General features: G+C 69.9%; 21 protein-coding genes. 6 read left to right on the plus strand and 15 right to left on the minus strand.

Going from position 1 to position 20,662, the window contains the following annotated elements; all coding sequences use genetic code 11:
- Window positions 1-75: 75 nt before the first annotated feature.
- The 3 genes from IDM46_RS08265 to IDM46_RS08275 form a co-directional block, all read right to left on the minus strand.
- Entirely contained in the window at window positions 76-2,163 is a 2,088-nt protein-coding gene (locus tag IDM46_RS08265; protein WP_185115434.1) for a toll/interleukin-1 receptor domain-containing protein, read from the minus strand.
- Between the two features lie 63 nt (window positions 2,164-2,226).
- Complete coding sequence (locus IDM46_RS08270; protein ID WP_185115435.1) at window positions 2,227-3,927, minus strand: hypothetical protein; 1,701 nt, start codon at window positions 3,925-3,927, stop codon at window positions 2,227-2,229.
- A 65-nt stretch (window positions 3,928-3,992) separates the two neighbouring features.
- On the minus strand, window positions 3,993-4,628 hold the full coding sequence (locus tag IDM46_RS08275; RefSeq protein WP_185115436.1) for a tetratricopeptide repeat protein: 636 nt from the start codon (window positions 4,626-4,628) through the stop codon (window positions 3,993-3,995).
- A gap of 191 nt (window positions 4,629-4,819) precedes the next feature.
- Here IDM46_RS08275 and IDM46_RS08280 point away from each other — a divergent pair, with 191 nt between their 5' ends.
- Window positions 4,820-5,299, plus strand: a complete 480-nt coding sequence (locus IDM46_RS08280; protein ID WP_185115437.1) for a VOC family protein — start codon at window positions 4,820-4,822, stop codon at window positions 5,297-5,299.
- 42 nt (window positions 5,300-5,341) lie between these two features.
- Here IDM46_RS08280 and IDM46_RS08285 read toward each other — a convergent pair whose 3' ends face one another.
- The 8 genes from IDM46_RS08285 to IDM46_RS08315 all read right to left on the minus strand — a co-directional run bounded on the left by IDM46_RS08285 (window position 5,342) and on the right by IDM46_RS08315 (window position 13,468).
- Window positions 5,342-6,457 carry an alkene reductase gene (locus IDM46_RS08285; protein ID WP_185115438.1) on the minus strand — a complete coding sequence of 372 codons (1,116 nt, stop codon included), beginning with the start codon at window positions 6,455-6,457 and terminating at the stop codon, window positions 5,342-5,344.
- Between the two features lie 4 nt (window positions 6,458-6,461).
- The gene (locus tag IDM46_RS08290) at window positions 6,462-7,022 is read right to left on the minus strand and encodes a type 1 glutamine amidotransferase domain-containing protein (RefSeq protein ID WP_185115439.1); all 561 of its coding nucleotides are present in this window, start codon (window positions 7,020-7,022) and stop codon (window positions 6,462-6,464) included.
- A gap of 124 nt (window positions 7,023-7,146) precedes the next feature.
- Window positions 7,147-9,174: a hypothetical protein gene (locus IDM46_RS08295; RefSeq protein WP_185115440.1), complete on the minus strand. Its 2,028-nt coding sequence runs from the start codon at window positions 9,172-9,174 to the stop codon at window positions 7,147-7,149.
- A gap of 11 nt (window positions 9,175-9,185) precedes the next feature.
- Window positions 9,186-9,986: a CbbQ/NirQ/NorQ/GpvN family protein gene (locus tag IDM46_RS08300; RefSeq protein WP_185115441.1), complete on the minus strand. Its 801-nt coding sequence runs from the start codon at window positions 9,984-9,986 to the stop codon at window positions 9,186-9,188.
- A gap of 3 nt (window positions 9,987-9,989) precedes the next feature.
- Window positions 9,990-11,357 carry a cbb3-type cytochrome c oxidase subunit I gene (locus IDM46_RS08305; protein ID WP_185115442.1) on the minus strand — a complete coding sequence of 456 codons (1,368 nt, stop codon included), beginning with the start codon at window positions 11,355-11,357 and terminating at the stop codon, window positions 9,990-9,992.
- A gap of 38 nt (window positions 11,358-11,395) precedes the next feature.
- Window positions 11,396-12,238 (minus strand): cytochrome c, encoded by an 843-nt coding sequence (locus IDM46_RS08310; protein ID WP_182820615.1) that lies wholly within the window; start codon window positions 12,236-12,238, stop codon window positions 11,396-11,398.
- A 10-nt stretch (window positions 12,239-12,248) separates the two neighbouring features.
- Entirely contained in the window at window positions 12,249-12,374 is a 126-nt protein-coding gene (locus IDM46_RS13625; RefSeq protein WP_255486281.1) for a hypothetical protein, read from the minus strand.
- 140 nt (window positions 12,375-12,514) lie between these two features.
- A complete protein-coding gene (locus IDM46_RS08315) occupies window positions 12,515-13,468 on the minus strand; it encodes a DUF4344 domain-containing metallopeptidase (RefSeq protein WP_223877939.1) in 954 nt (317 codons plus the stop codon).
- Window positions 13,469-13,577: 109 nt separating this feature from the next.
- Between IDM46_RS08315 and IDM46_RS08320 the strand changes: the two genes are divergently transcribed.
- From IDM46_RS08320 to IDM46_RS08330, 3 genes are read left to right on the plus strand one after another with little or no spacing between them, the layout of a single operon-like run.
- Window positions 13,578-14,366, plus strand: a complete 789-nt coding sequence (locus IDM46_RS08320) for an SHOCT domain-containing protein (RefSeq protein ID WP_182820613.1) — start codon at window positions 13,578-13,580, stop codon at window positions 14,364-14,366.
- Window positions 14,367-14,395: 29 nt separating this feature from the next.
- On the plus strand, window positions 14,396-15,106 hold the full coding sequence (locus IDM46_RS08325; protein WP_185115444.1) for an SIMPL domain-containing protein: 711 nt from the start codon (window positions 14,396-14,398) through the stop codon (window positions 15,104-15,106).
- Window positions 15,107-15,147: 41 nt separating this feature from the next.
- A complete protein-coding gene (locus IDM46_RS08330) occupies window positions 15,148-15,534 on the plus strand; it encodes a hypothetical protein (RefSeq protein WP_185115445.1) in 387 nt (128 codons plus the stop codon).
- Window positions 15,535-15,592: 58 nt separating this feature from the next.
- Here IDM46_RS08330 and IDM46_RS08335 read toward each other — a convergent pair whose 3' ends face one another.
- The 3 genes from IDM46_RS08335 to IDM46_RS08345 form a co-directional block, all read right to left on the minus strand.
- Window positions 15,593-16,396 carry a hypothetical protein gene (locus tag IDM46_RS08335; protein ID WP_182820610.1) on the minus strand — a complete coding sequence of 268 codons (804 nt, stop codon included), beginning with the start codon at window positions 16,394-16,396 and terminating at the stop codon, window positions 15,593-15,595.
- Window positions 16,397-16,498: 102 nt separating this feature from the next.
- Complete coding sequence (locus tag IDM46_RS08340; protein WP_182820609.1) at window positions 16,499-17,374, minus strand: ABC transporter substrate-binding protein; 876 nt, start codon at window positions 17,372-17,374, stop codon at window positions 16,499-16,501.
- 201 nt (window positions 17,375-17,575) lie between these two features.
- On the minus strand, window positions 17,576-18,412 hold the full coding sequence (locus IDM46_RS08345; protein ID WP_185115447.1) for an aminotransferase class V-fold PLP-dependent enzyme: 837 nt from the start codon (window positions 18,410-18,412) through the stop codon (window positions 17,576-17,578).
- A 298-nt stretch (window positions 18,413-18,710) separates the two neighbouring features.
- Between IDM46_RS08345 and IDM46_RS08350 the strand changes: the two genes are divergently transcribed.
- On the plus strand, window positions 18,711-19,661 hold the full coding sequence (locus IDM46_RS08350) for a TerC family protein (protein ID WP_185115448.1): 951 nt from the start codon (window positions 18,711-18,713) through the stop codon (window positions 19,659-19,661).
- A gap of 104 nt (window positions 19,662-19,765) precedes the next feature.
- Window positions 19,766-20,176: an RcnB family protein gene (locus IDM46_RS08355; protein ID WP_185115449.1), complete on the plus strand. Its 411-nt coding sequence runs from the start codon at window positions 19,766-19,768 to the stop codon at window positions 20,174-20,176.
- 160 nt (window positions 20,177-20,336) lie between these two features.
- On the opposite strand, the gene IDM46_RS08360 is transcribed toward IDM46_RS08355, so the two are convergent.
- The gene (locus tag IDM46_RS08360; protein WP_185115450.1) at window positions 20,337-20,630 is read right to left on the minus strand and encodes a HigA family addiction module antitoxin; all 294 of its coding nucleotides are present in this window, start codon (window positions 20,628-20,630) and stop codon (window positions 20,337-20,339) included.
- Between the last annotated feature and the right edge of the window lie 32 nt (window positions 20,631-20,662).

The following is a 20,662-nucleotide window of genomic DNA, read 5'->3' on the forward strand; positions in this document are numbered from 1 at the left end:
ACTCCTTCCGGGGGTCGGCCATCCGGGGCCGGGGGGAGCAGGCGTCCGCCTGCAGGTGAAGCCGTATCCGCGCGCTCATGGCCGGGTGGCCAGCGCGTCGTCGCGCCAGGGCCACGGCCGCGACGGCACGTAGCCCGCGGCGTCCAGGCGCTGCACATGCGGTCGCGCCTGCGCATCCTGGCCGAGGCGATGCAGGCTGCGCACCAGGGTGTCCAGGCGATCGAATGGCGGCGCGTCACCGGCGTCGGCAAGCAGCAGGTCGCGCGCCCGCAGTGACGCGGCGCGTGCGCCCTCGTCGTCGGACGCCATGTCCGCGGCCTCGGCGGCCAGGTCGAGGTTGCAGGCCAGCAGCAGGCGCAGCCGCTCGTTGTGTTCCTTGCGCCAGGCCGGCTCCAGCAGCGCCGCGGCATCCTGTACGTGCGTTCGTGCCGCCGCGGCGTCACCGCGCGCCAACGCCAGCTGCGCCTTGAGGCTGTGCGTGGTCGCCAGCAGGTGCAGCACCCGGTCGGATTCGGGTTCGGCGCGTTGCGCGCGCGACAGGATCGCCAGCGCATCGGACGCCAGCTCGGCGGCGCCGGCCATGCCCGATGCCTGCGCAAGCCTGGCCTGCAGCAGGCGGGTGACGCCGAGCGTGACCTGCCAGCTCTGGTTGTGCGGATCCTGGCGTGCCAGCGCCGCGGCGCGCGGTGCGGCCACGGCCAGGCTCGCACGCGCCTCCTCCCAGCGCCCGCGCCGCGTCTGCACCTGCGCCAGCAGCAGCAGCGCGTCCAGGTGCTGCACGCGCCATTCGGCGACGTCCGGTTCGTCGGCCATGTTGCGGTGCATGCCATCCACCTGTTCGGCCTGGAACGTCTCCGCGTCCAGCAGCGCGCCGCGGCGGTCGGCCAGGGTGCCCAGCCATGACGCGACGTTGGCCGCCTCGGCGCGCAGCGCGGTGTCGTGCGGGCGCTCGCGCAACCAGCCGCGGTACAGCGCGAGCTCCTGCTCGAGTGCGCGTTCGGCCTCGTCGGGGCGGCCCTGGGCTTCGTCGAGCACGGCAAGGTTGTGGTGGCCGTAGGCGACCTCGCGTTGCCAGTCGAAGTTGTCGCGGTCCATCGCCGCCAGCCGCACCGCGCTGTCGCGGTAGCGCCGCAGCCACCTGCCCGCGTCCTCGCTGCGGCCTTGCTGCAGCGCCACGTATCCGATCCAGAACTCGGCCTGCGCCAGGTCGAACAGGCGCTGGCCGCTGTCCGGCGCGCGTGCGTGCAGCAAGGTGCTGCGCGCGTGTGCCTCGCGGAACGCGGCCATCGCCGCGTCGTGGTCGCCACCTTCCAGCCGCACCTGGCCGATGCCGGCCAGCGAACGCGCCTGCTCCTCCAGCGCGCGGTCGCTGATGTCGCGCGGATCGAGCGCGGCGAAATAGCCCGTGGCCTTGTCGTCCACCACGCGCATCAGGTCCAGCCGCCCGACCGTGGCAAGTTTCTCGCGCAGGTCGCCCAGCATGAAACCCAGGATGTCTTCCGCCTGCGCCTGCCGCCGTTGCGCGTCGTTGCGCGCCACGTACGCGGTGGCCGCCAGCCCCAGCGCCAGCGCCATGCCGGCCGTCGATGCCACCGACACGATCGCCATCCGGCGCATGCGCCGCTGCGCCTCGCGCTGCGCCAGCGCGTCGTAGCCGACGCCCAGCAGCCCCGCCACCAGCTTCAGGAAGGCGCGCTGGCGGCCGTCGCCCTCGGGGCGCGCGTCGGCGGCCAGGGGCTCGTGCACGCGCGCGCCATTGGCCGCCGGGCGCAGCAGCATCGGCGGAAAGCAGGCCTGCGCCGGATCGCTGGCACCCGGTTCGCCGCCCACCACGAAGCACAGCACGCGGTCGCCGCGGCCGCTGTCCTGGAAGGCTTCGATCTCGGCGTTGACCCAGCGCGAGCCGGCAGCCGCGGGCGAACACAGGACCACCAGCGCATCGGAAGCGGCGAGTGCCGCGTGGATGGTTTCGCCGAGGTCACCCGCGCTGGGGAGCTCGTCGCGGTCGAGGAAGAAACTGCCGAGACGGCGCTCGATCACCCCGTGCGTGCCCTGCGTGCCCACCAGGTGCGACGGCACGCGGTAGGTCTCCAGCCGCCGCAGCAGCCAGCGCGCCCAGGCGGCGTCGGCGTGGCTGTAGCTCAGGAAGGCACGAAAGCGCATGGACGTAAATGCCCGGAGCGTCAGGATTCCAACGCGATCCGCCGCCGGCAGCGGCCATGGGGATCAGATGCGCGACTGCGGCAGCGGGCGCTCGCGGTGCAGCAGTGTCCACTCCGCGTGCTCGGTGAGCGCCGCCTCGCCGAGCGCGGCCAGGATGCGCTGCCGGGCCACCACGTCCACGACCGCCGCCAGCCGGCGATGCGCCGAGGCGAAGATGCGCTGCATGAAGCGGTATTGCCGGATCAGTTCCTTGTCCGCCTTCTTGTGCATGTAGGCCTCGTGCACCGCCGCCGCCACCGACAGGATGCCCATCACCGAGACCAGCACCTGCTTGGTCTGCGCGTCGAGGCGGCTGGCAAAGATCGCCAGCAGCACGCACAGCGCCACGCCCAGGCCGATGCAGGCCAATCCCAGGAGTTCCGCACGCCGGTGCAGTCGCGCGCGGCGCAGCGAGCTGCCGGCGTAGTAGCCGAGCTGGCCGTCGCCGCCGGGCTCGCCGATCCACTCGGCAACCACCGACTGCACCTGCGCCGCGTCGGCCGTCACCGGCACGCGCATGCCGTCGATGCCGGCACCGCGCATCACGTTGCGGATCCAGCCGAGCTCCACGTCCTGCTTCTGCATGAAGTTGTCGTGCGCGAACGCGCGCGTGCCCGCCACCACGATGCCCGCGCGCCGCCAGTACGACTGCACGCGCAGGCCTTCGGCGAGCGCGCGGTAATCCAGGTACTTGCGCTGCCATTCGCGCCGGCTGGCAATGAGCATCAGCACCGTGCCGGCGGCGAACAGCAGCAGGAACAGGTAGATCACCAGGTCGTCGCTGACGATGTCGGTGTAGGTGAAGAACGCGAAGCCCATCAGCGCCACCAGCACGTAGGTCGCCGACAGCACGCGCGCCACGCGCCGCTGGTAGAGGCGCGCCAGCCAGTCGGCGCCGGTGAACGTCCGCCACACCGGGCACGCCGCGGCCGCGGGCGACGGCGCCGGCTCCGCCGCGATCGGCGCCGCGTACCTGCGCAGGTCCACGTTGAACGCCGCCTGCCGCGAGAACATCCGCGCGAACGCGTCCGGCAGCGAGGAGCCGGCCTGCGCGCCCTCGCCCGCCACCAGCCAGCGCGGCCGCGCGTCCGCGAGGTCCGCAGCGCCTCGGCGTGCCGCGGGCAGGTGATGGACGACATTTTCCTGGTCCGGCCCGAGCAGGGTGTCGGTGGCGCGGCGGTTGTCGGGGTCGGCCGGCGTGGCGCCTTCCAGATGGAAGCGCACGATGTCCGCCGTGCCGCCCACGCGCCCCGACGGCTGGCCGTCCCACAGCGCGAGCAGCACGTGGCAATGGCTGGACACGAAGATCCCCGCCTGCCGGTAGCGCCGGTCGCGCGTCGGCCCGGGCAACGCGAGCGATGCCACGGTCTCGCCACGCTCCAGCGGCAGCTCCATCACTTCAACCTGGTGCAACTGCCGCTCCAGCATCTGCAGGCTGGCGGGATCCTCGAAGTCTTCCCGGTACAGCGCGAGCGGCAACGGCAGCGGCGCCACCACGTGCAGGCCGAGCGCCAGCGCCACCTGGGCGACCAGCTGGTCGGCACCTTCGGCCATCGGCGACAGCACCACCAGCGGCAAGCCGTGGAACCGCGATTGCAGCTCCTGCAGGAAGGTCCGCACACCGGCTTCAAGCCCGGCGATGTCCTGCCCGCGCAGGTGGCGATGCCCGGTCACGCCAACCACCAGGCTGTTGGCGAGCACGGACAGGTCGGGGCTGGCGGCCATGGGCGTTCCCGGCGACGGAAGCCCGCGCCTCTAGCGTGGAGACGCAAATCGCGCGGAAAACGGGCCTATTGCTGCGCTGTTGCGACCCACGCCGCGAACAGGGCCTGCATGCGCTCGCGCTGCGCAGGCGACCAGCGCCGGGTCCTGACGGCCACGCCTTCCGGCGTGCTCCATTCCGGATTGGCCACGGCCGCGGTGGCATACCACTGCAATGCGGGCTCGGACTGGCCGGCGGACCAGTACAGCAACGCCAGGCTGTAGGGCGCCCAGAACGGCCCACCGCCGTGCAGCGCGATCGCCCGCTGCCAGTCGGCATACGTGGCCGCGAAGTCGCCCTCGTCGTAGTTCGACCAGCCCCGCGACCACAACACATGCCGCTCGTAGCGGCTGCCCGGCTCCGACGCCGCCAGCGCCGCGTCGTAATCGCGACGTGCACGCTTGGCGTCGCCACCTTCCATGAACAGGAAGGCGCGGTGCGCAAGCGCCGACACGTTGCGCGGGTTGTTCTGGATCGAGGCATTGAGCAGCTGGCGGAACCGGGCACGACTGCCGGGCGGCGTGGGCAGGTAACTGGCCGCCTCGTCGTCGTCGACATACCGGCCCTCCGGCTGCACGACCGGCAATGCATCGCCCGCCACGGTGGCACCGGCGGCACCGGCGAGGCACAGCAACAACAGGATCAGTGCGATGCGGTTCGTCATCTGGCGGCTCCGGGCAGGTGCGCGGAGATTGCCACATGATCGCGATGGCCAACGCGACGACCGGCGAAGTACGGCCGCGGGTTGCAGGCGCCCGCGCCCTCGCTCGCGGCCGTTTAACGGCTGGTGGCGTAGGTAGGCGGTTCCCGCCCGGGCTGGCACCACCCGCCACGCCGAAGTCCGAGGACAAGACCATGATCGCGAAGAACACCATCTGCCTGTGGTTCGACAGCGACGCGCTCGATGCCGCCACCTTCTACGCCGAGACCTTCCCCGACAGTGCGGTCACCGCCGTCAACCACGCGCCCGGTGACTACCCGTCCGGCAAGGAAGGCGACGTGCTGACGGTCGAGTTCACCGTGCTGGGCATCCCCTGCCTCGGCCTCAACGGCGGCGACACGTTCAGGCACAGCGAAGCGTTCTCCTTCCAGGTGGCCACCGACGACCAGGCCGAGACCGACCGCCTGTGGAACGCGATCGTCGGCAACGGCGGCCAGGAAAGCGAATGCGGCTGGTGCAAGGACAAGTGGGGCATCTCGTGGCAGATCACCCCGCGCGTCCTCACCGAGGCCTACACCGGCCCCGACCGCGCCGCGGCCAAGCGCGTGTTCAACGCCATGATGACCATGCGCAAGATCGACGTCGCCGCTATAGAGGCCGCACGCCGCGGCTGAGCGGCCCCCAGGTCGCTCACGCCACGGTGCGCCTCTGCCTGATCAAGGCGCTGGACGCTGCTGATCGAGCGTCGGGTAATCGGTGTAGCCCTTCGCGTCGCCGCCATAGAACGTGGACCGGTCCGGCGCGTTGAGGTCCGCGCCCGTGCGGAAGCGCTCCACCAGATCCGGGTTGGCGATGTACAGGCGGCCAAAGGCCACCGCATCGCCCACGCCGGACGCGACCAGTGCTTCGGCGCTTTCTGCCGTATAGCCACCGCAGAACACCAGGGTGCCCGGGAACGCCTGGCGCAGGGCGCGGCGGAACGCGTCGCTGAGCTTCGGGCCACCGGCCCAGTCCGGCTCGGCGATGTGCAGGTAGGCGATGCCGCGGCGGCTGAACTCGCGCGCCAGGAACAGCGCGCTTTGCTCGGGCTCGAGGTCTGCGATGTCGTGGCCGGTGAAGTGCGGCGACATGCGCACACCCACGTGCCCCGCGCCAAGCTCGGTGACCACCGCATCCACCACCTCCAGCACGATGCGGGCGCGGTTCTCGAGCGAGCCGCCGTAGCCATCCGTACGCCGGTTGCTGTTGGTCGCCAGGAACTGCTGCAGCAGGTAGCCGTTGGCCGCGTGGATCTCCACCATGTCGAAGCCGGCGCGGTCGGCGCGTTGCGCCGCCTGCACGAATTCCGCGATCACCGCGGGGATCTCCTCCGTTGCCAACGCGCGCGGCATGGTCGACGGCAGGTTGGCAGGCGTGCCGTCGGCCTGGATCACGAAGCACGTCGCGCCCTTGGCGACGATGGCTGAAGGCGCGACCGGCACCGCACCATCGGGCCGCAGCAGCGGGTGCGAAATGCGCCCGACGTGCCACAGCTGCGCCGCGATCCGCCCGCCGCGGGCATGCACGGCATCGGTCACCAGCTTCCAGCCGGCTTCCTGCGCGTCGCTGTAGATGCCAGGCGTGAGCGCATAGCCCTGGCCCTGCGGCGAGACCTGCGTCGCCTCGGAGACGATCAGCCCGGCGCCGGCGCGCTGCGCGTAGTACTCCGCGTTCATGGCGGTCGGCACGTCGCCGGGCTGGCCGGCGCGCGAACGCGTCAGCGGCGCCATGAGCACGCGGTTGGGCAGCGCCACGGCGCCGGCCTGGATCGGTGACAGCAGGTTCGTATACATCGGTTCAGTGCTGCGGCGCGTGCCGCCCCTCCGCGAACTCTTCCACGATCTTGCGGCAGAACGCCGGCAGGTCGTCCGGCTTGCGGCTCGACACCAGGCCCTTGTCGGTCACCACTTCCTCGTCCACCACCTCGGCGCCGGCATTGCGCAGGTCGGTGCGCACGCTGGGCCACGAGGTCATGCGGCGGCCGCGCACCACGTCGGCCTCGATCAGCACCCACGGCCCGTGGCAGATGACACCGATCGGCTTGCCGCTGCGCGCGAAATCGCGCACGAAGGCGACGGCCGCAGCATCCATGCGCAGCGTGTCGGGATTGGCCACGCCACCGGGCAGGATCAGCGCGTCGAACTCGTCGATGCTGGCGTCGGCCACCAGGCCATCCACCTTGAGGCGGTCGCCGGGCCTGTCGTGGTGCATGCCCTGGATCTCGCCGGCCTTGATCGACAGCAGGCGGACCGTGGCGCCGGCCTCTTCCACCGCCTTCCTGGGCTCGGTGAGCTCGATCTGCTCCACGCCATCGGTGGCGAGGATGGCGACGGTCCTGTCCTGGAGTGGCTTGCTCATGGAGGTGTCCTGTGGCTTCGCGGGGCACCGGGCCCCGGCAGCACAGGATGCGGCAGCGGCGATGGAAGCTGCGTGAGGCGCGGGACATCCGCAAGGCGCCCGGCGCGTCTCCCGGAGGCACGGCTCAGCGCGCCAGCAATCGCCTGGTCCAGTCCAGCAGCACCAGCGGCAGGCGCTCGGGCGTCGCCAGCAGGGCGTAATGGCCTGCGCCAAACACCTTCGGCAGATAGCCGGGTGCCTGCAGGTCCACGGTCAGGCAGAACGGGAAGATGCCCTGCAGCCGTGCCTCGGTGACCGACTGGCGCATGTCCTCGACGCCGAACAGGCCGTCGTAGCGGTCGGCGTCGTTGGGCTTGCCGTCCGACAGCATCAGCAGCAGGCGGTGCTCGGCGGGCTGCTTCATCAGCAGCGCCGTGGCATGGCGGATCGCGGCGCCGGCGCGCGTGTAGTGCTCGGGCTCCAGGCCGGCGATGCGCAGCGCGACGCCCTGGCCGTAGGCCTCGTCGAAGGCCTTGAGCATGCGCAGCGTCACGCCGTGCGGGCCCTCACCGGAGAAGGCCATGACCGAGAAAGGTTCGCCCAGGCCTTGCAATGCCATGCAGACCAGCAGCAGGGCCTCGCGCTCGACGTCGATCACGCGCCGGCCATCGCCGATGAAGCTGTCGGTGGACCCGCTGGCGTCGACCAGCAACGACACCGCGATGCTGCGCCGGCCCGGCCGGCGCGCCTCGTACAGCCCCTCGCGCAGGAAGCCCCCCGCGCGCAGGTCGGCGCGGCCTTGCACGCAGGCATCGATATCGATGTCGTCGCCGTCGCTCTGCCGGCGCAGGCGGACGCGCTCGGGGCGCAGCGCCTCGAACTGGCGACGGATGCCGTCGAGGTGCGAGCGATGCCGCGCCAGGGTCGCGTCGATCCAGCGGCTGTCGCCTTCCACCGGCGGCAGCATGCGCACCGTGGTGCCGTGCTCGATGTAGGACCGGCTGGCGTGGTCCCACTCGGGATAGCGGAACCGGCTGCCGCCGGCGTCGGGAGCGTCGAACTCGATCCTGGCGCGGCTGGCGGGCGGATCGTCGGACAGCAGGACTTCGCGCGGCGGATCGGGCGCGGCGACCATCCGCGTCGAAGCCAGCTCGGAAAGCATGTCGCCGTACTCGTCCGCGCTGGTCTCGTCGTCGCGGTCCACCGGGCGCTGCAGGCCGAAGGGATCCTCGGCGACCTCGTGCGGCGCGTCCTGCTGGATCATCCACACGCCGGGCTCGCCGCCCTTGTCCTCGTCCCCGTTCGCTTCGCGCTCCTCGGGGCGCCGCTCCATGCGCGCGCTGCGCACGGGTCCGGCGTCGTCGTCGTGGTCGAAGGGCTTGCCATCCACAAGCCGGGCGGCGGCGCCCGCCTCGCGCAGCTCGCCCGTCCACCAGTCGCGGTACAGCGGCATCGGGCCGAGCCGCTGCACATCCGCGTCGGCGAGGCCCCAGTCGCGCAGCAGCCGCGCCGCGTGCGCGAGCGAGTCCTCGACCGTGCCCGCGGGCGGTGGCGGTGCGGCGGCCACGTCGCGCTCCAGGATGTCGCGCACCAGCTGCTCCAGCGGCTGCCGTGCCGGCGCGAAATCGGCCAGCGGCGGCCGTTCTGCAAGCGCTCGCCGGCGCAGCCGCGTCAGCGCCGGCACCAGCCCCGGGAAGCTGCGCGCGATGTCGGCCTCGGCAGCCTGGGCTTCGAGCACCAGCGCGGTATCGCGCTGCAGCGGCGAGCCGCGCCGGGCGAGGATCGCCTGCACGCTGCCACGCATGGCGCGACGCGCCTGCTGCAGCGCCATCGCGCGATACAGCTCCGATGCCTCGGCGGCATCGCAGGTGCCCAGGTGCGCCGGGAGCCAGATCGCATCGCCGCTGGTGGCCGGCAGCGCCTGGCGGTGGCGCGGATAGGCGCTGCGGTGGAACAGCCGGTGCAGCACGGTCGGGCGCGCCGGCGGCAGCGCCACGCGCATCGGCAGGCTGGTGCCGCAGGCGGCCGCGAGCAGCAGGTCCAGGCGCCGCGCCAGCGACGCCAGCGCGATCGGGGCATCGGGTTCGCGCGCGTAGTGCCGGCGCCAGGTGTCGCGGATGAACACGGTCGCGTGCCGCGCGGCATCGACGACAACGTCTTCGGCCTCGGCCACGTCGGATCCGCCTAGGGGAACATCGCGTCAACGAGTTCGCGCATCGCACCGAGCAGGGTCGGGTCGTCGCTGAGCGGCGACACCACCGCGGCGTTGCACGCCTCGCGCACGCCGATGCCGCTGGCGACCAGGCGGCCGGCGGCAATCAGCAGGCGCGTGCTTGGCACCTCGGCCAGGCCCCGGTCGCGCAACGAGCGCAGGCGCCCGGCCAGCTCCACGAGCGCCACCGCCGTGCCGCCGTCCACCCCGCTTTCGGTCACCACGATCGCGGCTTCCGCCGGCGGCTCGGGAAAGCCCAGCTCGATCGCCACGAAGCGCTGGCGCGTGCTCGGCTTCAGGTCCTTGAGCATGCGCTGGTAGCCGGGGTTGTAGGAGATCACCAGCTGGAAGCCCGGTGCCGCTTCCAGCGTCTCGCCGGTGCGGTCGATCGGCAGGATGCGCCGGTAGTCGGTGAGCGGATGCAGGACCACGATGGTGTCCTGGCGCGCCTCCACCACTTCGTCGAGGTAGCAGATGGCACCCTCGCGCACGGCCCGGGTCAGCGGGCCGTCCTGCCAGACGGTATCGTCGTGGCGGATCAGGAACCGGCCGATCAGGTCGCTCGCGGTCAGGTCGTCGTGGCAGGCCACCGTGATCAGCGGGCGCCCGAGCCGCCAGGCCATGTGTTCGACGAAACGGGTCTTGCCGCAGCCGGTCGGGCCCTTCAGCATCACCGCCAGCCCGCCGGCGTGGCACTGCTCGACGATCCCGACTTCGTTGCCGGTGGGCAGGTAGTACGGGCCGGCCCCGGCCGGCCCCGTGCGCGCATCCACCGGTCAGCGCCCCGGTTTCACCTGCAGCTCGCCCTCGGCACCGTCGGCGATCACATCGAACTGCGGCCGATACCGGAAGAAGTCGAAGATGAACATCGCGACGCCGGTGGCGAAGATCGTCGCCGTCAGGATCAGCATGATGAAGTGCACCTGGATCTTCAGCTGCGCGTCCAGGTAGCCCATGCCCATGATCCGCTCGAGGTACACCTGGGCGATGCCTGCGGTGCCGAAGGACAGCGTCATGCCGAACATGCCCGACACCTGCAGCCAGAACGCCCAGTAGCCAAGCGGCGAGTGCTTGCCCGCGGGCCGGTTGGTCAGGCCCGGCAGCGCGTAGGTGATCATCGCCATGATGATCATCGCGTAGGCGCCATAGAACGCCGAGTGCGCGTGCATGGCGGTGATCAGCGTGCCGTGGGTCCACTTGTTGACGCTGGGCCAGGTGTGGGCCAGGCCGAGCAGGCCCGCGCCGAACAGCGCGAAGATCGCGCTGCCGATGGTCCAGTGCAGGGCCAGGGTGTTCGGGTGGGTCACCCCGCCGCGCCGCATCGCCGCATAGGCGTAGATCGCCATCGCGGCCAGCGCCAGCGGTTCCAGCGCGCTGAAGAACCCGCCGATCGGCAGCCAGATCTGCGGCACGCCCACCCAGTAGTAATGGTGCGCGGTGCCGAGGATGCCGGCAAAGAACACCAGGCCCACGATCACGTACAGCCACTTCTCCATCACCTCGCGATCGATGCCCGACAGGCGGATCAGCAGGTAGGCGAGGAAGCCCGCCATGATCATCATCCACACGCCCTCGACCCACAGGTGGATGGTCCACCAGCGGTAGAAGATCGAGACGGTGTAGTTCTCGTAGTGCAGCAGCGCCGGGATGTAGAGCACCGCCGACAGCGCGAGGCCGCCGATCAGCACGCCCTCGGTCGTGGTCAACCGCCCCGACCTCTTGATGGTCATGCCGATGTTGTAGAGGAACATCAGCATGCAGATCACGATGACGATCTTGTGCGGCAGCGGCTGCTCCAGCAGCTTGTTGCCGGTGCCGTAGCGGAACACGTAGCCGATGACCGCGGTCACGCCCATCAGCGTCCACAGCCCCAGCTGCCAGTACGCGAGCTTCGTGCTGTACAGCTCGGTGCGCGACTCGTCGGGCACCATCCAGTAGGTGGCGCCCATGAACCCGGTCAGCACCCACACGATCAGCAGGTTGGTGTGGATGGTCTTGGTGACGTCGAACGGCAGGATGTACAGCAGCGGGTCCGGCCCGAGGTACTTGGCGGCCGACAGCAGACCGAACACGATCTGCAGCCCGAACAGCACCATGGCCACGGCGAAATACCAGTAGGCCACTGATTGGGACTTGTAACGCATGGAAGATCTCCCGGTGCCGGCGCAGCACGCCGCCAGTGTTATTTCATCGATCCAAGGAAGGCCACGAGCTGGTCGACCTGCTCTTCGGTGAGGGATTCTGGATATGTGTTGGGCATGAACGACGTACCTTCCGCCGAGAACATCGCCCCGGGAACCAGGTGCGCGCTGGGCGACACGATCGACTCGCGGATATAGCCCTCCACGTCGGTGGCGCTGCCGGTGTAGTCCGCGGACGCGATCGTCTGCGCCGCGCGCTCCGCCATGCCCGCCATCGATGGGCCGGCGAGCTGGACGCCGGGCTGCAGCGAATGGCAGGCCGTGCAGACCGGCACCGCGGTGCCGAACAGGTTCTCGCCGATCGCGCGCGGATCGCTGTCCGCGCGCACGGGCCTGACGGCCCCGGCCTCCGCCGCACCCGCGGCGGTGCCCTGTGCGGCGACGATGGCGCTGCCGCCGGCCACCAGGATGGGGCGCGGCGGCCAGCCCTGGTTGTCGACCTTGGACACCCAGTCGAGGAACTTCACCAGGTTGGCGATCTCGACTTCGCTGAGGTTCTGCGTCGGCATCAGGCGGCGATGGCGCTGCTCGTCGTAGAACTGCGACGGGTCACGCATGTAGGCCTTGAGGTAGGCCTCGCCGCGGTGCTGGGCGATCTTGGTCAGGTCGGGCGCGTAGTAGGCGCCTTCGCCGAACAGGGTATGGCAGTTGATGCAGTTGTACTTGTGCCAGACATCCTTGCCGTGCGTGACCTCCGGCGTGATGTCCGCCGCATTGGTGAGGTCGTCGAAGCGCGCATGGCTGTACAGGGTCAGGCCGAGGAATGCGACGGCGGCGAGGCCTGTTGCGACGATGGCGAAGATCCGGGACTGGCGCTTGTTCATGGTGTCGCTCCTAGACGGAGATCGAGGGCCAGTACGCAATCGCCGTGTAGCTGGCGTAGATCACGGCCACCGCCATCAGCAACAACACCAGCATGCCGAGCCAGCGCACGGGTGAAACAAGATTGCTTGCATTCATTGGTCAGCTCCCCGAACGGGTCGACTCAGCACACGCGTGCGACCGACTGTGTCATCAAGTCCGCTTTCATGCAACGCAGGGCGAACCCGGGGTGTCGGAGCGCGAAACCAGGAGCGGGTTCTCGCGAAGGCGCGAAGTGGTCACCACTGGTGTTGCAGGTAGCGCTGCGCTTCGTCCTCGTACAGCTCGAAGTCGGGTGCGAGATGCGGGAGCAGCAGGCGCAGCCAGGCGCGCGTGGCCATCCGTGTCTCGCGCGGGCAGCCCTGCGCGCGTGCCGGGGTCAGGTCGCCCGCATCCACCATGTCGGCGAACGCGGCCGGGTCGGTACCGTAGATCAGGCACTGCAGGTTGAAGTAGCGCTGTTCGCCCAGCGCGTGCTCGTCGGCATAGGCGTGGAGGTTGTAGGCGCCGGTACTGCGGGAGAGGAGCCAGTCCGCCGCCATGCGCAGGTTGCCGATCACCTGCGCGGAGGTTTCGTCCAGGTCGGCGAACCGCAGCATCAGGATCGCCGCCAACTGGTCCATGGCGTCCTCCTGGCGGCCGGTCACGGGCAGGTCCAGCAGGTGCGCCAGCGCATGCCCGGTTTCGTGCAGCACGATGAAGCGGATGTTGGCGCGTACGTAGCGCAGCGGGTAGCCGTCATCCAGCCCGCCCCGCTGCTGCTGCTCGAGGCCGCGCTCGTAGAGCGTGCGCAGCGTCTCGTAGCACAGCACCACCTCGGTCTCGGCCGGCCGATAGAAGGCGCCGAACTCGCCGCACTCGGCGGTGACATAGCGCAGGCGTCGCGGCAGCACGAACAGCCCGTCCATCGCCTGCACTTCCGGCAGGCGATGCAGCAGGTCGGCGTCGCGCACGCGCACGTGGATCTGCTGCAGGCCGGGCGAATCCGGCGGCGCGTAGGCGTACTCGAACGCCCTCACGGCCGGCACCGGCGCGCCACCGGCCGACCGCTGCTTCGCGCGGACCAGCGTGCGCGGCCAGGCATCGGAGATCGGGCGCTGCACCGCCTCGCGCACGCTCCGGTCACCCGTCACCGGACCGGGCACGCCGACACAGCCGGCGGCCACCGACATCGCCACAAGCAGCGCGATCATTCTCATCAGTCCGGCCAGATCGGCCCCTCCACGGTGCTGCAGCGAGTATGCCGGACCGCGGGTTATGCTTCCTTCGTGGACGGGGCCACGCATCAAGGGGAGATCCAACATGAAGACTGCATTGCGCATCATGCTGCTTGCTGCGTGCCTGGTTGCCGCACCGGCCTTCGCGGCCAGGATCGTGGCGGAGGACTACGCCATGCGCGTGCCTGCGCCATCCACGCCCGGCACGGACATCCGCATCACGTTGATCGACAGTCGCCCGTATGTGCTCGACGGCGACAGCGATGAAACGTACGAGGGCATGACACGCGAGCTGTACGGCATTCCGATCAGCCGCAACACCGCCGACCGCACGCCGCTGGCGATGTACATCGGCGAGCGGCTGCGCATCGGATTCGAGCGCGCCGGATATTCGGCAACGCTCGTGCCGAGCCCCAAGGGCTCGGACGCGGCGGAGCGCAGCCGCGCCCTGCGCCACGATGGCCCGGGGCTGCTGATGGTCATGACGCTGCGCGAGTGGTCCTACGACCAGGGCTTCGCAAGCCCCGAGTTCACCCACGACGTCACCCTCGACATCCATGACGCGCAAGGCAACTGGCTTGCCACACAGGACTTCCAGGGCGTCGACCCCATGCCCAAGGGCGGCTGGAAGCACTACAAGCGGCGCTATGCCGAGCTCTACCAGGACATCTTCGATCGCTTCCTTGCCTCGCCCGTGGTGTTGGCGGGGCTCGCGGGAGAGCGGACCACGTCAGTCCCGGCACCCGCGGCACCTGAGGTGCCCGCTCAGACGATTGAAGCCCGCCTTGCGGCGCTGAAGGAGCTGCGCGCAAGCGGCGCGATCGACGAGAGCGCCTTCCAGGCACAGCAGGAACGCATCCTCTCCGAGCTTTGATCCGTCACCAGTGCACGCGGAGTCCAGAAATGCGCCCATGGTTGATCGCCGTCATCCTCCCCCTGCTCTCCGCCGCCGCACTGGCGGGGACCCCGCTCCCTGACGCACCGCATGTCGTCGTGCAGGGCGAAGGCCTGGTCAGCGTGGCGCCGGATTCGGCGACGGTCGCGATGGTGGTGCGCCACCGCTCCGCGGATCCCGCAGAAGCCAAGCGCGTGGTGGACCGTGCGGTCAACGCGCTGCTCAAGGTGGCGCCGGGCTTCGACGTGGCATCCGACGACATGACGGCGTCCGACCTCGCGCTGCGCGAAGACATCGATTACGACGACAACGATCGCCCCCTGTCGCAGGGTCACGTCGCCAGCCGCGAAGTGAAGGTGCGCCTCGACGATCTCGACAGGCTTGGCGCCTGGCTCGATGCGGCGCTGGCCGCCGGCTTCACCGACGTCTCCGATGTCAGCTTCAAGTCCAGCAAGGAAGCCAGCCTGCGCGAGGACGCACGTGCACGCGCTGTCGCCGACGCCCGCGAGAAGGCCGCGGGTCTTGCCGTGGCGTTCGGCGGCGGCCTCGGGCCGGTGTACAGCATCAACAGCCTCAACTCGAGGCAATCCGACGGCTACGGCGCCACCACGCTGGACCGCATCGAAGTCACCGGCTCGCGCATCGACAGCGGCCGCTACCTGCAGCCGACGATCGACTTCACCGAACGCGTATCGGCGGTGTTCGAGATCACGCGGTGAGTCCGCAGGTGCGCGACGAGCCGAGCATCGGTTCGGTGGACATGAGTGACATCGAGTTCCGCAGGCCGCGCCCCAGGTCGCAACCGGAAGACGCACATCCGTACGCGGGCCTCTGGTGGCGCATCGCGCTTGGCGTATTCGTGGGCGCGCTCGCGCACAGCGTCGTGGTGGGCATCTATGTGCAGTGGGAGCTGCAGCAACTGGTCAAGTCCTGGGAAGCCGAAGCCGGTACCGCCCAGCGTGAGCTGGAGAACGCCTTGCGACAGTTCGCACCCATCGGAGATCGATCCTCGACGGCGCGGTCCACGATCCCGCGCGGGCGAGCCGCCCCGCTCCGCCCACTCGCGTCCGGCGAACGCTGCGTCGGCGGCAAGCGCTTCCGCGCGGTTCCGAACGGCTGGGTGCAGGTGAACGAACCCTGCGGCTGATGCTGCAACGCTTGCCGCTTCGGACCGACGCGGCCACGAAGCCGCTGCGGCGTCGACCTCAATCCTCGGCGTTCGGATCAAGCTTGCTGATTGCACCATGCTCGATGCTCCAGATCGTGCGGTCGGGCGGCGTCATCACGAACATCGGCGTATTGGCCCACAGGCTCCAGTGGACGTGCGCCTCGGTGGGCACCGGATCCAGGAGATGCGTGATCATCATCGCCGCCGTCCCGCGTCCTTTGCCGAGGCTGATACAGCTTTTCGTGAACGCGCGTTGCGCCGTGACCGCCCCGCCCTCCACGTCCATGCGATGCGTGCCCCCAAGCGGCACCGCGTCGTTGCGCTTGGTGCCGGGCAGCAGATAGACGCGCCAGCGATCGGTCGTGTCCGAGCCTGAAGGCAGCACCACGGTGTTGTAGTCCTTGGAACACAGCTCGAATGGCGCCGCCATCGCCGCGTTGCGCGCAACGACCGCGCTCGCCTCGAAGGGGCTGAGCGGCTCGGGAGCGTCGAGCGTCGCAATGGGTCCGGGCTCGCCCGATGTCGGCACCAGCACCCGGTACAGCGCGGCCGGCGTGGCGTCGACGAAGGTCACCGCGATGCCATCGGCCCGCGCCTCGGTGACCCAGCCCCTGACACGCCGGTCGCGCCTGGACTTGCGCTGGGCCATGAGGGCATCCGTCGCCAGCGCAGCGGCCCGGTCGTGCTCGTAGATTTCGCGGCCGGTGCGTTCCGCGCTGGCCAGCGCAATGGCTTCCTGCTCGGGCGGCAGCGCCTGCGGCAAGGCGTCATTGGCGGCAGCCGCCAGACCGGCCAGGAGCAGCACGGCGCCGGAGAGGGCTACGCGGATCGAGGCGTGCATGTTTTTCCCCTGAGTTATCCCCGGGCGGAGGATAGCTTGGAGGCGCGTAGGCGTGGCAACGCCCGCAACATTCCCATGGGCGCGCCGCGGGCCAGCCCTCGCTCAGCTGTACAACGCCGCATACCCCGCCTCGTCCACCTGGCTCAGCCCCAGCCGGTCGAACTGCGCCCACATGCCGTGCCAGCGCGCGGCATCGCGCTGCACGGGGCTGACCAGGCGCGGACAGGTGTCGGCAATGATCGCGTCCATCAGTCCGGTGGGCTGCGTGGCGCTGTAGCGGTACCACAGCGCCGCGGCCTGCGCCGGGCCGTCGCGGCACAGGCGCGCGCCCTGCCCGATCAGCCGGGTCACGGTGTCCACGACCGCCGGGTGCTCCGCCAGGAAGCCCTGCGAGGTGAAGAGCTCGAGCGCCGAGAAATTGTGCAGGCCGACATCGCCGGTGGTGATGAAGTGCGTGTCCATCCCCGCCAACCGCGCCTCGACACCCTCGAAGTTGGCGAAGCACAGCCACGCACCATCGAACCCCGCGCGCAGGTTGGCCAGGTGTTCGAAGCCGGCACCCTCGATGGCGACCTGGGCGTGATCGAACGCCGCACCCTGGCGCGTGCACCAGCGCGCAAGGATTTCCCGGGCGATCGTATCGGTCACGCCGCCGGCGACCGGCGATGCCAGCCGCACCGTGCCGCCAGCCAGCAGGCGCTGGCCTGCCGCCCGCTGCAGCAGGATGCCGCCGTCGGTTTCGAAGAAACAGCCGAGCGCCTTCAGGCCCGGGCGATGCGCGTCGATCATGTGCAGGGGCTCATTGCACGCGAAGGCGACATCACCGCTGACCGTCGCGGCGAGACCGTCGTAGTGGTCGTCCGGCACCAGCAGCTCGAGCTCCAGGCCCGCATCGCGGTACCAGCCCAGGTCGATGCCGGCGATCAGCGGCAGGTGATCGGGGTTGAGGAACCATTCGAGGGAGAGCTGCAGCCTCATACTCACGCGGTCCCCGCCACGCTCGCGCCGGCAGCGAGGCACGCGGCCAGGGTCACGCCATATCGCCAATGGTGTCGCTTCATCGTCTTCCCCTGTTGGTAGTGCTATTGCTTGAATGATGCCGAACTTGCTGCGGTGTTGCGTGGTCAGCGACCGGGAGTCGCCCTGACGATCACCTGCGACTGGGCGTGAGCCCCTGTGCTAGCCGGAGATCTCCCGTACCGCCCGCACCGCGCGCTCCACTTCCTCGTCCGTGTTCACCAGGCTCGGCGCCAGCCGGGCATAGGTGATGGCGTAGGGACTCGTGCTGGCGATGATCCGGCGCGCCAGCAACTGCTTCACCACCTCCGCCGGCGCCACGCCCTGCACCTCGAACGCCACCAGCCCCGCCGACAGCCCCGCTGACATCGGTGTGTGCAATGTCACCTTCGGGTTGGCGGCCAGCCCGGCCTTGCACTGCTCGTTGAGCTCGCGGATCCGCGCGGCAACCCGCGCACGCCCCATCTGCCGGTGCATGCGGAATGCTGCGGCGGTGGCCCACTGGTGCTCGTAGGCGTGGAATCCGCCAGGCGCCATGCGGTCGGCGGTGGTGGGCGACACCGGCGCCTGCTGCTGCTCCCAGGCGACGTACTGGTCGAGATCGGTGAAGCCCAGGCCGGTGGTGGTGTTGCCGGTCAGGCAGACATCCTGCGGTCGCGCGCCCAGGTAGTCGGCGATCTCGGCCTGCACATGCACATGCAGGTTGTCCGCGCCTTCCGAGAACATGCCGTGCTCCACGGTGACGAAGGGATTGCGGTCGATGGCGCGGCGGTAGCTCTCGATCGCCGCCTGCACCGGCGCAGGGTGGCTGGCGATGAAGAAGCTGGCGAAGTGCATCCAGGCAGGGTCGAGCGCGAACTGGGCGCGCACGGATTCCCAGGTGGAGAGGTCGGGCGTGGGCGCGGTCTCGGCCTCGACTGCGGCCAGCAGGCTGGTGGGCAGCAGGGCGGCGGAGAGCGCGGCGGGTGCCGCGAGGAATCTGCGTCGCGTGATCTGCATGGCCGATCTCCCGGTCCGGCCCGCGGAGGGCCGATGCAGCGTCAACGCGGGCTGCAGCCGGGCGCGGCCACGCGGGTTGCGCGCAGCGGCCGGGGCACCGCACAATGCCCGCCGAAGGGGAGTAGCTCCCAGCGTGCAGGCCGTCATTACGAGCAGCGATGCTCCGGTCCCACGGCAGCCCACCGGGCTGTGAGCAAGACCTTCGCCGCGATGGCGAAGGTGCGTCCCCGGATCTCCGAGCAAGGGTTCCGTGCCGCCTGCGTCCGCGGCCGACCTCTCCCCCTGCCCGGAAATCACGATGGAAACGATAGGCAATGTCTGGTTGTGGGCCGGTTTCTCCGGCCTGGTGCTGATCGCGCTGATGGTCGACCTGGTGCTGATGCGCCATGGCGGCGCGCACAAGGTCACGTTCAAGGAAGCGACGTGGTGGAGCCTGGGCTGGGTGGCACTGGCGATGGCCTTCAATGCCGCCCTGTGGTGGTACATCGGCCAGACCGCCGGCCCCGACGAGGCCCGGCGCGTGGGCCTCGAGTTCCTCACCGGCTACCTGGTGGAGAAGGCGCTGGCGGTCGACAACATCTTCGTGTTCCTGATGTTGATGACCTACTTCACCGTGCCCGAGGTGCAGCGCCAGCGCGTGCTGGTGATCGGCATCCTCGGCGCGATCGTGCTGCGCGCGATCCTGATCTTTGCCGGCGCCGCGTTGCTGGCCCACTTCCACTGGATGCTCTACGTGTTCGGCGCGTTCCTGCTGCTCACCGGCATGAAGATGTGGTTCGCCGCGGGCAAGGAGCCCGACCTCGAGAACAACCCGGTGCTGCGCTGGCTCACCGCACACGTGCCCTTCGTGCGCCGCTATCACGGCAGCGCGCTGTGGCTGGGCAGCGGCAGCCGGCGCAAGTTCACCCCGCTGTTCATCGTGCTGGTGATGATCGGCATCACCGACGTGATCTTCGCGGTGGACTCGATCCCGGCGATCTTCGCCATCACCACCGACCCGTTCATCGTGCTGACCTCGAACGTGTTCGCGGTGCTGGGCCTGCGCGCGATGTTCTTCCTGCTCGCCGGCATGGCCGAACGCTTCCACCTGCTGCCTTACGGCCTGGCGGTGGTGCTGGTGTTCATCGGCGCCAAGATGCTGCTGATCGACGTGTACAAGATCCCGGTGCTGTGGTCGCTGGCCGTCGTGGCAATGATCCTGGCCAGCACCGTCGTGCTGAGCCTGGCGCGCCCGCCTCGACGTACCTGACCGCTACCTGCACCCGGATCAGGTTCCGTGCGCCCGTCGGCCGTACATTCACCTTGCGTCCGACAGCATGGGGCCCATCCCGTCCACCCCATGAGGTCGCTGCCATGAAACGCCTCCTGCTCGCCGCCGCGCTCGCCACCGTTGCCGTCTCCGCCGCCGGTACTGCCGAAGCGCGTGACAACCACCGCCATGACCGCCACGACCAGAAGGCCGAACGCGACTACTGGAAGGACCGGCAGAAGGCCGAACGACGCGCCCGCAAGGACTACGAGAAAGCCGAGCGCGACTACAGGAAGGCCGTCCGCGAAGACGAGAAGGCGTACCGCCGCTGGGCGCGCGGCCAGTACATCCCCGTCGAGTACCGGCAGCCGCGCTACTACGTGCATGACTACCGCAGCTACGGCTGGGACGCGCCGCCGGCCGGCTACACCTACGTGCGTCCTTATCCGCAGGACGACACCTACTACATGATCGAACTCGCCTCCGGGCTTGTCGCGCGCATCCTGGGCGACTGAGGGGCGCCGCCGCGCCCGCTAGCGGCGCGGCTTGCGCGAGCAGGCTCCCGCAAGCCAGCGGGCCCGCAGATCGGTTGGCGACAATCGCGCTGCTTTTCAAAACCGGGGGGATGTCGCTGCGGCGGCGACCCCGAGCGCGGGAAGTCGCTGCGTGGTGGCGTCAAGCCGCCAACCGCTCGACGCGCGATGCCACGTCTCCCAGGACCCGGTGCGCTTCTTCCAGGTCGTAATCGGCCTGCAGCCCCAGCCAGAAGCGCTCGCTGGTGCCGAATACGGCCGCCAGACGGACCGCGGTGTCGGCGCTGACTCCCCGCTTGCCAAGCACGATCTCGTTGATGCGCCGCGGAGGCACGCCAGCCGCACGCGCCAGCGCGTTCTGGCTGATTCCCATCGGCTCGAGGAACTCTTCCTTCAGCACTTCGCCGGGATGGATGTTTGGCAGGGTCTTCTTCATCGGAGCGCTTCCAGGAATCAGTGGTCATCGAC

The sequence above is a fragment of the Luteimonas sp. MC1825 genome (assembly GCF_014764385.1).
Classification (GTDB): domain Bacteria; phylum Pseudomonadota; class Gammaproteobacteria; order Xanthomonadales; family Xanthomonadaceae; genus Luteimonas.

Bases quoted from the DNA above. Each gene is read 5' to 3' on its own strand.
- IDM46_RS08265 (WP_185115434.1), bottom strand. From the start codon at position 2,163: ATGCGCTTTCGTGCCTTCCTGAGCTACAGCCACGCCGACGCCGCCTGG.
- IDM46_RS08270 (WP_185115435.1), bottom strand. From the start codon at position 3,927: ATGGCCGCCAGCCCCGACCTGTCCGTGCTCGCCAACAGCCTGGTGGTT.
- IDM46_RS08275 (WP_185115436.1), bottom strand. From the start codon at position 4,628: ATGACGAACCGCATCGCACTGATCCTGTTGTTGCTGTGCCTCGCCGGT.
- IDM46_RS08280 (WP_185115437.1), top strand. From the start codon at position 4,820: ATGATCGCGAAGAACACCATCTGCCTGTGGTTCGACAGCGACGCGCTC.
- IDM46_RS08285 (WP_185115438.1), bottom strand. From the start codon at position 6,457: ATGTATACGAACCTGCTGTCACCGATCCAGGCCGGCGCCGTGGCGCTG.
- IDM46_RS08290 (WP_185115439.1), bottom strand. From the start codon at position 7,022: ATGAGCAAGCCACTCCAGGACAGGACCGTCGCCATCCTCGCCACCGAT.
- IDM46_RS08305 (WP_185115442.1), bottom strand. From the start codon at position 11,357: ATGCGTTACAAGTCCCAATCAGTGGCCTACTGGTATTTCGCCGTGGCC.
- IDM46_RS08310 (WP_182820615.1), bottom strand. From the start codon at position 12,238: ATGAACAAGCGCCAGTCCCGGATCTTCGCCATCGTCGCAACAGGCCTC.
- IDM46_RS13625 (WP_255486281.1), bottom strand. From the start codon at position 12,374: ATGAATGCAAGCAATCTTGTTTCACCCGTGCGCTGGCTCGGCATGCTG.
- IDM46_RS08315 (WP_223877939.1), bottom strand. From the start codon at position 13,468: ATGATCGCGCTGCTTGTGGCGATGTCGGTGGCCGCCGGCTGTGTCGGC.
- IDM46_RS08320 (WP_182820613.1), top strand. From the start codon at position 13,578: ATGAAGACTGCATTGCGCATCATGCTGCTTGCTGCGTGCCTGGTTGCC.
- IDM46_RS08325 (WP_185115444.1), top strand. From the start codon at position 14,396: ATGCGCCCATGGTTGATCGCCGTCATCCTCCCCCTGCTCTCCGCCGCC.
- IDM46_RS08330 (WP_185115445.1), top strand. From the start codon at position 15,148: ATGAGTGACATCGAGTTCCGCAGGCCGCGCCCCAGGTCGCAACCGGAA.
- IDM46_RS08335 (WP_182820610.1), bottom strand. From the start codon at position 16,396: ATGCACGCCTCGATCCGCGTAGCCCTCTCCGGCGCCGTGCTGCTCCTG.
- IDM46_RS08340 (WP_182820609.1), bottom strand. From the start codon at position 17,374: ATGAGGCTGCAGCTCTCCCTCGAATGGTTCCTCAACCCCGATCACCTG.
- IDM46_RS08345 (WP_185115447.1), bottom strand. From the start codon at position 18,412: ATGCAGATCACGCGACGCAGATTCCTCGCGGCACCCGCCGCGCTCTCC.
- IDM46_RS08350 (WP_185115448.1), top strand. From the start codon at position 18,711: ATGGAAACGATAGGCAATGTCTGGTTGTGGGCCGGTTTCTCCGGCCTG.
- IDM46_RS08355 (WP_185115449.1), top strand. From the start codon at position 19,766: ATGAAACGCCTCCTGCTCGCCGCCGCGCTCGCCACCGTTGCCGTCTCC.
- IDM46_RS08360 (WP_185115450.1), bottom strand. From the start codon at position 20,630: ATGAAGAAGACCCTGCCAAACATCCATCCCGGCGAAGTGCTGAAGGAA.